The sequence below is a fragment of the Clostridium sp. D46t1_190503_E9 genome (assembly GCF_015555225.1).
GTDB lineage: Bacteria > Bacillota > Clostridia > Clostridiales > Clostridiaceae > Clostridium.
Genome location: NZ_JADNKB010000005.1, coordinates 245,990 through 260,269, shown reverse-complemented (window position 1 = coordinate 260,269; position 14,280 = coordinate 245,990). Strand labels below are relative to the sequence as shown.

11 protein-coding genes are annotated in these 14,280 nt (G+C 25.7%); 3 read left to right on the top strand and 8 right to left on the bottom strand.

What is annotated here, in order from left to right; all coding sequences use genetic code 11:
• Positions 1 to 35 precede the first annotated feature (35 nt).
• Positions 36 to 1,541 carry a glutamate/gamma-aminobutyrate family transporter YjeM gene (yjeM, locus tag I2E83_RS07995; RefSeq protein ID WP_195264316.1) on the top strand — a complete coding sequence of 502 codons (1,506 nt, stop codon included), beginning with the start codon at positions 36 to 38 and terminating at the stop codon, positions 1,539 to 1,541.
• 162 nt (positions 1,542 to 1,703) lie between these two features.
• On the opposite strand, the gene I2E83_RS07990 is transcribed toward yjeM, so the two are convergent.
• Positions 1,704 to 3,140 carry a hypothetical protein gene (locus I2E83_RS07990; RefSeq protein ID WP_195264315.1) on the bottom strand — a complete coding sequence of 479 codons (1,437 nt, stop codon included), beginning with the start codon at positions 3,138 to 3,140 and terminating at the stop codon, positions 1,704 to 1,706.
• A 201-nt stretch (positions 3,141 to 3,341) separates the two neighbouring features.
• On the opposite strand from I2E83_RS07990, the gene I2E83_RS07985 reads away from it, so the two are divergent.
• Complete coding sequence (locus tag I2E83_RS07985; protein WP_195264314.1) at positions 3,342 to 4,544, top strand: dicarboxylate/amino acid:cation symporter; 1,203 nt, start codon at positions 3,342 to 3,344, stop codon at positions 4,542 to 4,544.
• A 52-nt stretch (positions 4,545 to 4,596) separates the two neighbouring features.
• Here the strand turns inward: I2E83_RS07985 and I2E83_RS07980 are convergent, their stop codons facing one another.
• The 6 genes from I2E83_RS07980 to I2E83_RS07955 all read right to left on the bottom strand — a co-directional run bounded on the left by I2E83_RS07980 (position 4,597) and on the right by I2E83_RS07955 (position 10,775).
• Positions 4,597 to 5,481, bottom strand: coding sequence for a ComEC/Rec2 family competence protein (locus tag I2E83_RS07980; RefSeq protein WP_195264367.1), 885 nt, complete (start codon positions 5,479 to 5,481; stop codon positions 4,597 to 4,599).
• A 216-nt stretch (positions 5,482 to 5,697) separates the two neighbouring features.
• Positions 5,698 to 6,168, bottom strand: coding sequence for a threonine/serine exporter family protein (locus I2E83_RS07975; protein WP_195264313.1), 471 nt, complete (start codon positions 6,166 to 6,168; stop codon positions 5,698 to 5,700).
• A 2-nt stretch (positions 6,169 to 6,170) separates the two neighbouring features.
• A complete protein-coding gene (locus tag I2E83_RS07970) occupies positions 6,171 to 6,935 on the bottom strand; it encodes a threonine/serine exporter family protein (protein WP_195264312.1) in 765 nt (254 codons plus the stop codon).
• A gap of 194 nt (positions 6,936 to 7,129) precedes the next feature.
• Entirely contained in the window at positions 7,130 to 7,552 is a 423-nt protein-coding gene (locus tag I2E83_RS07965; protein WP_195264311.1) for a UDP-N-acetylglucosamine pyrophosphorylase, read from the bottom strand.
• A 171-nt stretch (positions 7,553 to 7,723) separates the two neighbouring features.
• On the bottom strand, positions 7,724 to 10,339 hold the full coding sequence (locus I2E83_RS07960; RefSeq protein WP_347707765.1) for a 3'-5' exonuclease: 2,616 nt from the start codon (positions 10,337 to 10,339) through the stop codon (positions 7,724 to 7,726).
• A 100-nt stretch (positions 10,340 to 10,439) separates the two neighbouring features.
• Positions 10,440 to 10,775, bottom strand: a complete 336-nt coding sequence (locus I2E83_RS07955; protein WP_195264310.1) for an SdpI family protein — start codon at positions 10,773 to 10,775, stop codon at positions 10,440 to 10,442.
• A gap of 628 nt (positions 10,776 to 11,403) precedes the next feature.
• On the opposite strand from I2E83_RS07955, the gene I2E83_RS07950 reads away from it, so the two are divergent.
• Entirely contained in the window at positions 11,404 to 12,297 is an 894-nt protein-coding gene (locus I2E83_RS07950; protein ID WP_243242134.1) for a metallophosphoesterase, read from the top strand.
• Positions 12,298 to 12,434: 137 nt separating this feature from the next.
• Here I2E83_RS07950 and I2E83_RS07945 read toward each other — a convergent pair whose 3' ends face one another.
• Positions 12,435 to 14,213, bottom strand: a complete 1,779-nt coding sequence (locus tag I2E83_RS07945) for a M3 family oligoendopeptidase (RefSeq protein WP_195264308.1) — start codon at positions 14,211 to 14,213, stop codon at positions 12,435 to 12,437.
• Positions 14,214 to 14,280: the final 67 nt, after the last annotated feature.

The window sequence follows — 14,280 nt, the reverse complement described above, 5'->3', positions numbered from 1 at the left end:
AATAATTTTAATTAGTAATTTAAGGAGGTTTAATCGTGGGAAATAAAAAATTAGATAGTGGTAAGTTAACCTTATCCGCACTTATATTAATGATTTTCACATCAGTTTACGGATTTAATAATATTCCTAGAGCGTTTTATTTAATGGGATATTCAGCAATACCTTGGTATCTATTTTCAGCAATTTTTTTCTTTTTACCATATGCTTTTATGATGGCTGAATATGGGGCAGCCTTCAGAAACGAAAGTGGTGGAATATATACTTGGATGGATAAATCAATTGGTCCTAAATATGCCTTTGTTGGTACATTTATGTGGTATAGTTCTTATTTAATTTGGATGGTTAATGTATCATCTTCAATTTGGGTTCCTTTATCAAATTTAATTTTTGGATCAGATAATACTTCTACTTGGTCTTTATTTGGATTAAATGCACCAAGAACACTTGCTATACTAGGATCAATTTTTGTTATATTAATAACATTTATTTCATCAAAAGGGCTTAAAGGAATTGCTAAAGTAGCTTCTGTTGGTGGAATATTTGTAACTAGTGCTAACTTAGTTTTAATAATTGGTGGATTAATAGTCCTTATTGGAAATAAGTTTAAGTTTGCGGAACCCATTGATATTAATGCATTTATAACATCACCTAATCCATCATATCAATCACCTTTAGGAATTTTAGGTTTTTTAGTTTTTGCCTTATTTGCTTATGGTGGTCTTGAGGTTGTTGGAGGATTAGCTGATTCAACTGAAAATCCTAAAGTTACGTTTCCAAGAGGAATTAAAATTTCTGCAATAGTAATTGCCATAGGATATTCTTTAGCAATATTATTTACAGGATTTTTTATAAATTGGAATAGTATTTTAAAAGGTTCTGAAGTTAATATGGCAAATGTATCTTACATAGTTATAAAAAATTTAGGTGTGGAAATTGGAAAAGTTTTAGGATTATCTCAAAATGCAATAAATATACTTGGTTCTTGGTTTGCTAGATATATTGGCCTTGCAATGTTTTTAGCACTACTTGGTGCATTTTTTACATTAGCATATTCGCCTTTAAAACAATTGATAGAAGGAACACCTGCTGGAATTTGGCCAAAATCATGGAGTGAAAAAGATGAAAATAATATGCATAAGAATGCAATGTGGATTCAATGTATTATTGTAGTAGCAATAATACTTATAACATCCTTTGGTGGTAAAAGTGCAAGTGTATTTTTAAACTATTTAGTTTTAATGGGAAATGTAGCAATGACAATTCCATATATGTTTTTATCATTTGCTTTTATATCTTTCAAAAAGAAAAAGGAAATTGAAAAACCATTTGAAATTTATAAAAAGGACTCCTTTGCAACAGTAGCCGCAATTATAGTTACTTTAACAGTTGGATTTGCTAATGTCTTCACTGTACTACAACCTGCTTTAGAAACTAAAGATTATATATCTACTATTTTTCAAATTGCAGGACCTATAATTTTTGCTATTATAGCTTTAATTTTATATTCTTCATATGAAAAGAAAATTAATAAAAATAAATAAAAAAGATTTGTTTACTGCATATTTTATATTAAAGAGTTATTATAATCAATAAATTCAACAAAATACAAGGGAGTAACGAAACGTTACTCCCTTGTATTTAATATTTTAAAAATAGATTTCACATAAAATTATCTATTCTCTAATCCAATCATTTTCAGCAACTTAAATAGCTTTTCTTTTATTTTCTTGTGCAGATTTAACTTTTTCAAGCTCTCTAACAAATATATCTGCATTTGTATTGTCTATATAAAGTACACACATTATATAATCATTTAATTCATTTATGGTTGTTGTTATTCTTGTGTAATTCATTAATTTATCTACTTCAAATTTTTTATTTAAATTCAAATATTTTTTCTTTCCATTAATTTTAATATCTTTGCAGTTATCTGTGAATTCAAGCATAACATCTTCTTTTGTTTTTATACCTAAAATCATTCCATTTTTAGTATACCTAAAGCAATATCCATCTTGTTCAAAAAGTCCCATTTCATCAATACCGTTTATAATTTCCTCGTAATTATCCCATTCTCTTTCAATATCATCTTTATCATAATAATAATAACGTATATATGAATCTATACAAAAAGCATTATATTCTCTATCTTCTATATCTAAGCATTCATTTTTATCCCTATGATAATTTTCTTTTAGCTTTTTATTTATTTTAAATATATTTTCTTTAATTGCTTCACAGTTTTCTTTTACTTTATCAATTGCTTCTATGAAGTTATCAGCATCTATAGGTTTATTTAACTGTATATCCATTAATATTATTTTAGAATTATATCTTATTAAATCTATGTTAAATTTCACTTCGTTATTTTCATTTTCTATGTAATTTAAATTTTCCATAATATCATTTTTATTTTCTATTGAATTTTTATTTTTTAACACATTTATAACTATTTCTGTAAATTCAACTCTTTTATTAAGCTTCTTTAAAACCATAGATACATTTTCTATTTTTCTTTCACCAACTAAAGTTACCATTTGTGATAAATCTGATATTATTCCATTATTGCATTTATCTAATTTTAATATTAATCCATTAACACTGTTATCAACTTTAATATTATATTCATTTCTCAAATCAATATCTATCTCTTCTTGTAACTTTCCTTCTCTATCAGTTATATATCTACTTACAGAATCTTTATCAAATAATATTTTTTTTGCTTTATTTAAATATTTTAAGCAATTATCATATCCTTCAATTAGCCTTTTCTTTGTTTGTTTATCACAAGTTTTATATAAGTTTTTATAATTTTTTATTAGTAAATTAATTGCAGATAAAGCTTCAATAATTGATGTTTCCATTTCACTTTTTACTGTGGATAATTTATATTTATGCTCGTAACACAACTCTTCATAATCTTCATTTTTACTTAAATGATTTCTTAGCAATGAATTTTCTAGTTCTAATCTTGCTAAATTTATATTATAAATATCCTTTCTCAAATAGTGATAACTTTCAAGTAAATCATCTTCTTTACTATAATCTTTTATTGCCTTAACTATATCTCTTAATATATATATAGCTTCATCTAATTTTTCTTCATAATTTGAAGATTTTTTAAATACATCTAATATACTCATAACTTACTCCTTCCTAAATAATATTGTCTTCTGCTAAATACTTCATATTTATTTATGTTTTCCTATTTAAAAATATTAATTCACTTATGAAATTTATTAATACTTTTTCCTTGACTTTAACTCACTCAAATTGTATTATGTAGTTAATTCAAATACAGATGTATTTCAATCAAGTACATTATGTTAAAAGGGGGCTTTATTATGAAAAATATATCATTAATTTTAAAAATATTTATAGCACTAGTTCTTGGTATATCTTTTGGTATAATATTTAAAAATCTTAATATTGATTTTCCAATTAGACTTTTAGCAACATTTAGTGAATTATTTGGAAGTTTTTTATCTTTTATTATTCCTTTGATTATGATTGGATTCATAGTTACTGGAATAGCATCTCTTGGCCATAAATCAGGAAAAGCCTTGTTAATTACAACTGCAGTAGCATATATTTCTACTCTATGCGCTGGTTTTTTAGCATTTTCTATAGGATCATATTTATTACCTAAATTTTTAGAATCAAATTCTTTAGTTATAGAATCAAGTAATGAAATTAATGCTTTTTTTAGTATTGATATTCCACCTATAATGACTGTTATGTCAGCACTAGTGTTTTCTTTTATAATGGGAGTAAGCTTATCAAAGATTAAAAATAGTAGCATATTAAATATATTTAATGAATTTAATTTAATAGTAACTAGGATTATTTCTAATATACTTATACCTATAGTTCCTATTTATGTTGGTGCAATATTTGCTAGACTTAGCTTTAGTGGTGAAATTTTTAGTACATTAAAAAGCTTTGCTATAGTTTATATAATTTTATTTGCTATTCAAATAATCTATATCTTAATTCAATATTCATTTGCTAGTAGTATAAAGAAAGAAAATCCATTAAAACTTATTAAAAATATGTTGCCTGCTTATTTAACAGCAGTTGGAACTCAATCCTCTTCTGCTACAATTCCTGTTACAGTAGAATGTGTAAATAACAATGATGTTAGTGAAAAAGTAACTGATTTTGTTATTCCTCTATCTGCTACTATACATTTAGCAGGAGATACAATAACTCTTGTATTAACATCTATGGCAGTAATGTACATGACTGGCAGAGTGCCTACATTTTCGTTAATGCTACCGTTTATATTTATGCTTGGTGTAACTATGGTTGCTGCACCTGGTGTTCCTGGGGGTGGAGTTATGGCAGCTTTAGGCATTTTAGAATCAATGCTTGGATTCGGAATCTTTGAAAAACCAATTATGATTGCTCTTCATGCTGCTCAAGATAGTTTTGGAACTGCAACTAATGTTACTGGTGATGGAGCAATAGCTATATTAGTTGACAAACTTTTACAAGATGTAGAATCTGCAAAGGAAGATTTAAAGGATTTGACTGTTATAGAATAAGAAAAAGAGTCTGTCACACAATTAAATAGCTTTCTGCGACAGACTCTTTTTCTTATTTTTCAGTTTTTACATTAATAGTATTTCCATCAGATGTAATTGTTATTTGACCTTGCTTATCTGTTCTATAGGCTTTTATCCCATGAAGATCTATAGTTTGTAATGTTTCTCTGTGTGGATGACCATATTTATTATCTACACCACAACTAATTACTCCGTACTCTGGTGAAACTGCTTCAACAAATTCCTTAGTTGATGATGTGCTAGAACCATGGTGTCCAAACTTTAATACATCAGCATCTAAATTACTAGGGTATTTAGCTACAACTTCTTGTTCTGCATGAGCTTCTGCATCACCTGTAAACATGTAACTAGTGTTTCCAAAAGTTAATTTCATTATAGGTGAATAATCATTAAATTCCTCATATGATTCATAAATTGGAGAATACACATCTATCTTTGCACCTTCTCCTAAATCAAAGCTTGTACCTTCTTTTATCACTTTAACTTTTAATCCCTCATTACTAACTGCACTTAACATATTTTCAAAAGTTTTTGTTGTATGTGTAACCTTTGGCATATAAAAACTTTTAACATCATATTTTTCAAAAACCTTTACCATTCCTCCAATATGATCTTCATGAGGATGAGTTGCAATAACAATTTCAAAATCATCTATATTCTTTTCTTCTAATTGCTTTATTAATTTATCTGCATCACTTCTTGGACCAGCATCTATTAATATATCAAAATCATTTACTCTAATATAAGCTGCATCTCCTTGTCCAACATCTAGATATGATATTTCTAATTTTCCAGTTGGAGATCCTATATTGGAATTTTTTAAATCTTTGCCAAAATATAATGATATTACTGCAATTATTCCAAATACAATAATAGTTATAAATTGTGCTTTTTTATTTCCCTTATGCTTTTTCATAGTTTTTTCAAAAGATTTCTTCAAGTTATTTTCTTTAGTCAAATTCTTCTTCCTCCCTACAAACATACATTCTCGCCATTAATTATTATATGTTTTTATTAGGAAAAAGTCAAAAGGCGTTACATTTTGTCCTGCAACGCCCCATAGTCATAGTCAAATTATAAATAAAACTTCTGACTATGATAATATTATTTGTATTTTCATAAATTTTATTCATTAACTATTTAAAGAATTAATTTTAGGATCAACTTTTACTTTTTTACTTAAATTATATCTTATTAAAGTCTTAGTAATTGTAGAAACTAAAATCACTCCAAGAGCTAATACTCCTGCAGAAGCTAAAGTTTTTATTCCTGTTTCTAATGATTTCATTACATTCCCTGTAATAACTTCAACCATTGTATAATACATTCCTCCACCAGGAACTAAAGGTATTAAAGCTGCTATTACAAATGTAGTTACTGGTGTCTTTAATATTCTTGCAAAGATCTCTGAATATACACTAAGCCCTACAGACGCAAGAAATAAGGCAGTTGTGTCAGAACTCCCAACCTTCAGCGAAAACTTATATATAAACCAACCTAATGCACCACATAAAGCTGAAAAAAACAAATTTTTACCTTTAATATTAAAAACTATTCCAAATGCAAATGATGCAATAAATGCTGATAGAACTTCAATAATCATTTTTATATCCCTCCAAATGCTCCAATCCAAAAACTTAAAACCACACCAGTTCCAATAGCAACTGCAATAGCTGTTAAAAATGCTTCTGCCCCTCTTGCAAGACCAGATACTAAATCACCTGCAACTGTGTCTCTTATTGCATTGGTAATTGCAAGTCCTGGAACCAAAAGCATTATAGAACCAATTATAACTTTGTCCATATCTATAGCTATTCCGATTTTTATAGATATAATTGCTAGAAATGCTAAAATTCCAGCACATATACTTGTAATAAAAAATGAATTTAATCCTATATTTTCACCTTTTATTGAAAAATACTTAACTACTATTCCTATTAAAAATGCTGCAATTGCATCTCTTAAAGATCCTCCAAATAAAAAAACAAATCCAAATGCGCCTATGGCTGAAAATAATATAGTTATTTTATTTGAATATCTCTTTTCTTCTTCTATATCTTTTAATTTATCTTTTAATTCTTTTACAGTAAATTTATTATTTAATATATTTCTTGCTAAATCATTTACTTTATGAATTCTTTGCAAATCTACTGATCTACTTGAAATTCTAACTACAAGTGATTTTATTTCCCCTTTATGTGAGGCTGATGCTATAATCACTGTTGGAGTTGCGTAACTATCTGCTACTTCAATTCCAAATGAGTTGCAAATTCTATTCATAGTTTCTTCTACTCTATAAGCCTCTGCTCCACTTTCTAACATTATTTTACCTGCATATGCTGCAACTTGAAGTATATCGTTTATTTCCATTTAAATTCCCTTCTCCTATATTTAACTTCATATATTATACAATTCTCCTAATAGCATGTCCATATAGATTTCATCCTTTTTAAAACTTTATTTTTTAATTTTAATCTTAAATAAGTATAAAAAAAATTAACTTGTAAAGTTATTGTTCTCAAAATAAAGAAAAAGGAAAAATCATAAAGATTTTCCCTTTAAAATTACATATTATTTATTATATTTGATATACTTTCAACTGAAGCATTTCTAATAGTGAAAATCATATCTTCACCTATTCTAAGCTTACATTCATTTTCATTTATTTTTACCTTATTCAAATTTAATCCAGTATTTCCAAACTCCTTATATTTAGTTGGTGCTATATCAATAGTAAACTTACTATCCTTAGCTCCTGTAATTTTTATTAAGCTTCCTTCACATTCATTATCTTGTATATTTAATGTTATTATGTTATTTCCTTTTAAAACTACTTTATTTTCTGGAATTGATACTACAGATACTTTACCAGTCATAGTCATCCATCCACCACTCAATTTTATCTTAGAAAGTAATTCTGTATTATATTCTTTTGTAATATTACTTAATAATTGCCCTAATTCATATACATTTAAATCGTATTTCATATTTTTATCCCTCACAGTTATCACTATATTTGCTTCAAATAATAATCTCATTAATTAAACTATTAGTCTATATAATAGTTTATATCTTACTTGAAAGCCTTTTTCTTCATTATAACTTATATAATATTTTTTATTATACTATAACTTAATAAAAATGACTATAAGTATCTTCTAATAATCATTATCTAATTCTATATACTCTTTATCTATATATCCTAAAAATCTACTTACTTCATTTTTTCTATTATAATCATCATGTAGATGAGTTAATAAATATAAATGTCTTTTAGCTCTAGTTAATGCAACATAAAATGTTCTTTTTTCTTCTTCTAGATTATTTGACTTTATTGACATATATGAAGGAAATGTATTTTCTTGAAGTCCTACTATAAATACGCTATCAAATTCTAAACCTTTAGATTGATGCACTGTTATTATTGGAATTCTTTTTTTATTAGTTCTATTTATAATTAGATTTTCAAGTTCCCCATTTGAAAGCCCTGTTAATTTAATTATATCTAATAAAAAATCTCTGTTACTTTTTGTATTATCATCTAAATCTCTTACAAGTGAATAAAAATCTCTAAGTCTCTCTATTTTTTCTCTTCCTTCTTTTACTGCTTCAATTCCTCTTCCTGAATATAATGTTTTTATATTAAATTTATTTATTATATCAACAATTATATCTTGAGGCCTTTTTAGTTCAGCTTCTTTAAATAAGTCATTAAGTTTATCATTAATATATGAAAATGATTTTAAATGCTTAGACATATAAGTTATTCTTTGCATTGAAGTAGGAATTAAGTTTTCATTTATTGCTCTTACTAATAACTCACTAGTAGCTAATATATCATCCATTGCATCATGACTTGGTTTATTTTTTGTTTCAAATCTATTACTAAGTGTCTCTAATTTATAATTAGGTAAGTTAGTATAAAATCTCCTATATATATCTAATGTATCATAAAACGATTTAAATCTAGGGCCATCTAGGTTATTTCTATATAATTCACTTGTTAAAATATTTATATCATATTGCACATTATGTCCTACTATAACAGCATCTTTTGAAAAATCTACAAACTCTTTTAATACTTTTTTCTTATCTTCACCATTTTCACTTAAGAATTCATCACTAAATCCATGTACATTAAATGATGATTTTACAGACTTGTTATTTTTCAAAAACTTTTCAAAGGTATCTATAACTTCACCATGTTTATTTATCTTTATAGCTGCTATTTGTATTATTTCATCTTCTGTTACATCCGTTCCTGTACTTTCAACATCAAAGACTATTATATTATCTTGTGCAAATTCATTTATTAATAATGAATACTTTTCTCCATAATTTCTTGCATTTAAATCTATAAAGTCACATAAAGAAATTCCAACTTCTTTATATTCTTTTGATTCTATAACTTCAAATGTTTTATCTCCAATTCCTGTTGGGAGTCTTTTCACTATTCTTTTTAAGCTTACATTATCATATTTATTTGCAATAAGTTTAAGAAAAGCAACAATATCTTTTATTTCTTGTCTTCTAAAAAACTTAAATTGATCTACTAAAATAAATTCAAAATCAGAAGCCTCATATCCAATTATACTTCCAAGCTCTCTGCTTAACTTAATATTATAATTATTATCTCTACTTAAAATACAAAGTTTTGATATGTCTTCACCATTTTCCTTTAATGATTTAACTTCTTCAAATATAAATCTAGCTTCATCTCTTAAATTGTCACACATCTTTAACTTTATTTTTTCGCCATTTTCTTTTGTTTCTGAAGATATCTCATTTTTATATAATGATTTATATTCAGATTCAAAAGCATTTTTTAAAAAGCTTAAAGATCCATTAGTTATAAACTTAGTTGATCTATAATTCTTAGAAAACACTATTTCGATAGGATTATATTCTTTCTTATAAAATTCTAATATTTTTTGTGGTTCTGAACCTCTCCAGCCATAAATAGTTTGAAACATATCTCCACATAATAAAATATTATTTTCTTTAAATATCTTTTCAATTATAAAATACTCTAATGTACTTGTATCTTGAACTTCATCTATATTTATATACTTATATGTCTTTCTTAAGCTTAAGACTAACTTATCGTCCTTTAATATTTCTTTTGCCTTTGAAGTTAGATCTGCAAAGTCTAATCCATGGTTATTATAAAGTAATGAATTATATAGATTAACTAAAAAATGACCCTTTTTAACTAAGAAGTCCTTCATTTCACTATTTAATATACCTTTATCACTACATATTAAATTTATCTTAGCTTCATTATACTTGAGTATATTTTCTATAGTTTTACTGTAGTCATCTAAAATATTATTACTATATAAATCCAGCCTTGCTCTTTCTATCTTAATTAACTCTATAAACTGCTGTAATTTAAAAACAGGATAATTGTAATAATTGCACTCTTTTATTATTTCTCTACAATCTTCTTCATCAAAGACAATAAAATCAGTAAATATATCGCTTCTTTTCTTCGCATCCATCTTAATTAAATCATAACAAAAGCTATGAAAAGTTCTTATAGTAATATCTTTAGCCTCTTCCCCTACAACTTTTTCAATTCTATCTCGCATTTCTGCACAAGCCTTATTCGTAAAAGTTATGCATAATATTTCTGAAGCTTTTGCTTTATTACTTTTTATAATATTAGAAATCCTACTTGATAAAGTATTAGTTTTACCAGTACCTGCTGAAGCAAGAAGTAAAATATTTTTTTCTAGTTCATTTACAACCAAAGCTTGTTCTTGATTTAACACACTTACTCCTCCTAGCTTTATTACTTTTTACATCATTGTATCATAAGTTAGAAATTGTTCCACTAGTCAACTCAATAAATTAGAGTTTGTATATTAAATCTTATTTTCTTGTTCCATCTTTATTAAACACTTTCCATAAATGGATTTCATCAAATATTATCATAATAACTGCACCTAAAAGCATCAGAATTAACTGTAAGCTTTCATTATACAATAACCCTCTAAAACTATATGATATTACTCCTATTATTAAACTAATCACTCCAAAAATAATCATAGTTAATCCACTATATCTTTGTGCTTCATCCCAAGTATCCTTATTTTTCATTGACATTGGAGTTCTATATCCAAGCATCCCATTAATACTTTCTGGTGGAAACTTAAATAATATAATTCCACAAAAAATAGATATTCCCCCTATTATTAATAAAAGCACTATAAATCAATCCCCTTTATAATTTTTCTTTTAATATATGTAATTTCTTTTCCAAATTATGACAGTAAAATAATTATATAAATATTATACTCCTAATATAATTGAGTTAAAATACCATTTTAGGAAATTATTATCTTTTTACTACCTAAGAAATAAATACTTAAACAATATCAGATATTTTACTACTCAAAACTAAAAATTTAATCTTATAAAATACTTACTATTTATAAATGTTGTTAATTTTTTATTTTTAATAATTCAATATAAATGAATTATCTCCTTAACTCTTTCAGATTCACTTTTTATTATTTCATTATTCCGTTTGGTTTAAAAATACTGTTATGTTATAATAATCTAAAATTTATTTTTGGAGTTGATTAAATTGAAGGTTAAATATATAATTATTTTTCTTATATTTTCACTTTTATATTTTTTAATAAATTATTATGTAGGTAGAAAAATACTTAATGGATTTAATTACATTTTCAAAATTTCTCCATTGGTTTTTTGGATCATTTTTTGGGCTTTGGCCTTATCATACATAGTTTCAATGTTTCTTAATAAATTTATATCTCCTAATTTAACTAACTTTCTTTATTTAATTGGCTCATATTGGATGGGATTATTAATGTACACTTTATTAACTTTTCCTATTATAGGAATTATAAATATTATTGTAAGTAAATCACCTTTATCAAATAATTTAAGTAATAAATATTACATTTATCAAACTATATTAATCACTGTAATTTTTATTATAATAACTATAATTGGAAGCTTTAATGCTAAAAACTCTTATGTAAAATCTTTTGATATAGATATAAATAAAGAATCTTTAAAAGAGCCTATAAATGTAGTTATGGTGTCTGATATACATTTAGGAAATATAATTAAAAACAAAAGACTTTCTAAAATGGTAAAAGAAATTAACACTTTAAATCCTGATATAGTAATAATTGCTGGAGATATTATAGATAGTGATATAAAACCATTTTTAGATTATAATATGGGAAGCGAATTTTCAAAAATAAAGTCTACATATGGTACTTATGCCTCACTTGGTAATCATGATATAATGACTAAAGCTGAAAACCAAATAGTAAGTGTTCTTGAAGAAAATTCTGTCAAAGTTTTAAGAGATGAATCGATTTTAATAAATGATAGCTTCTATATAATAGGTAGAGATGATATTACAATAAATAGATTTTCTGAAAATGATAGAACTTCATTATTAGATTTAACACATAATCTTGATAAATCTAAAACTATGATAGTAATAGATCATAATCCTAAATATATAAATGAAAGCTTAGATGCTAATATTGATTTACAACTTTCTGGGCATACCCATAAAGGTCAAATTACTCCTGGAAATGTAGTTACAGATAAAATATTCGAAATAGATTATGGTTATTTGAAAAAAGATAACTTAAATGTAGTAGTTTCTTCTGGGTATGGAACTTGGGGTCCTCCTATCCGAATTGGAAGTAGAAGTGAAATAATTCAAATAAACTTACATTAATATATTTGATAATAAAAACTAATTCAAACAAAATTACTATAAATTTATACCCTATAAATTTATAAAATAGAGATTTAATATTAAACTTATAATTAAGGGATATTTAAAGTGTTTTAAATATCCCTTAAAAATTAAATTTATTTTATTTCATAGCTTAAAGCAATAAATCTTTCTATGTCTTCTTCAATAAGCTTCAAAGAATTTCTCCAGAAATTAACATCATGAACATCTATATTCATTATTTTTGTTACATCTGCAACTTTTTCTTTTCCTGTCACAGCTAATAATTCTTCATATTCTTTGCAGAAGCTTTCACCTCTCTTTAGATATTCAGCATACAAACCTTTTGCAAATAAGTTTCCAAAAGCATATGGGAAGTTGTAAAAGTTAGCTGTTGCATAATAGTAATGAGGCTTCCAAGTCCACATATATTTGTGCAAGAAGTTATTATCAAGTCCATCTCCATAAGCTTCTTTTTGAGCATTTAACATAGCATTATTAATTTCTTCTACTGAAAGAGAACTTTCTTTTCTCTTTTCAAAAACTTCACTTTCAAATAAAAATCTTGAATATATATCAACTATTACTTGATTACAATCTGATATTTCTGCTTCTAAAATAGCAAAAGCTTCTTCTTTAGTTGCTGTTTTAACAGCTCCTCTTTTTACTAATATTTCACAGAAGTTAGATGCTGTTTCTGCTAATGTCATTGGATATTCTGAGTTTAATACAGTTTCATTTCTTAAGCAATGACTATGGAATCCGTGTCCAAGTTCATGTGCCATAGTTACAACATCACTAAAACTATTACCATAATTCAATAATATCCTACTTTCATTTATAGCTTTTATACTTTCACAAAAAGCACCGCCAACTTTACCTTCCTTAGGCATAACATCTATCCAGTTATTATTAAATGCATTCACAACAAAATCAGCTAGATTATCACTAAAGCTTCTAAAATTCTTTTCAACAAATGCTTTTCCTTCTTCATAAGAAAATTTCATTTCTTTATTTATAACAGGTGCATATAAATCATAAAATGGTAATCCACTTTTATGACCTAGAATTTCTGCTTTTCTTCTTAAATATTTTCTAAAAGTAGGTAAGCTTTCCTTTATAGCAGTAAGCATTGCATTTAAAATATCCTCATCCATTCTAGATTCTTCTAATGTCATATGAAGAGGTGATTTATATCCCTTAAGCTCAGAAGTAGTTAAAACTTCTCCTTTAATTCCATTTAAAGCTGCTGCAACTCCTTCTTCTACTTTTGAATATGATTTGATTTCTGCTTCATATGCTTTCTTTCTTAATTCTGCATCTGGACTATAAGCCATATTTAGTACAACTGTTAATGGTAATGATTTATCTTCATTATCAATATTAATATCAACCTTATGTGTTGATATTAAATAATCCTTATAATTTGACCATGCATCTGAACCGGTATTTCTCATTTTAGCAATTATGGCTTCTTCTTTTTCACTTAGCATATATTTGTTTTTTTCTTTAATTTCATTTATAAAAAATTTATGTTTACTTAATAAATTTGATGAATTTACTAAAGTATCTATATCTTTTATATTTGCTATCCATTTATAAATTTTTGTTAGCGGCTCTGCTAAAAGACTATATTTAGAATTTATAACATCTAAATACTTTCTTCCTTCTGCATTTTTTGAATCTGTACTTAAAGTTAAATTTGCATAAGCACCTATTCTATTTATAAGTAAATTTATGCTCTCTAACTTATTTATTAATTCCTCTAATTTTACTACATCATTTGATTTTTCATCAGTAGATTTAGCAAAGCTTTTAAGATCTTCTATTCCCTCATCAACTTTCTTTAAATCTGTAATAAACTCTTTAGAATTAAATGATGGATATATTTCTTTTAAACTCCATTCTAACGACATTTTTATGCCCCCTTTTTAATATTATTTTTAAATGCTTATTTTAAATTATATTATTAAACTAAATTGA

Excerpts from the sequence above, each read along its gene's own strand:
- I2E83_RS07965 (WP_195264311.1), bottom strand. The coding sequence starts at position 7,552 with ATGAAATACGATTTAAATGTATATGAATTAGGGCAATTATTAAGTAAT.
- I2E83_RS07980 (WP_195264367.1), bottom strand. The coding sequence starts at position 5,481 with ATGAAAAAGCATAAGGGAAATAAAAAAGCACAATTTATAACTATTATT.
- I2E83_RS07945 (WP_195264308.1), bottom strand. The coding sequence starts at position 14,213 with ATGTCGTTAGAATGGAGTTTAAAAGAAATATATCCATCATTTAATTCT.
- I2E83_RS07975 (WP_195264313.1), bottom strand. The coding sequence starts at position 6,168 with ATGATTATTGAAGTTCTATCAGCATTTATTGCATCATTTGCATTTGGA.
- I2E83_RS07950 (WP_243242134.1), top strand. The coding sequence starts at position 11,404 with ATGTACACTTTATTAACTTTTCCTATTATAGGAATTATAAATATTATT.
- I2E83_RS07970 (WP_195264312.1), bottom strand. The coding sequence starts at position 6,935 with ATGGAAATAAACGATATACTTCAAGTTGCAGCATATGCAGGTAAAATA.
- I2E83_RS07985 (WP_195264314.1), top strand. The coding sequence starts at position 3,342 with ATGAAAAATATATCATTAATTTTAAAAATATTTATAGCACTAGTTCTT.
- I2E83_RS07990 (WP_195264315.1), bottom strand. The coding sequence starts at position 3,140 with ATGAGTATATTAGATGTATTTAAAAAATCTTCAAATTATGAAGAAAAA.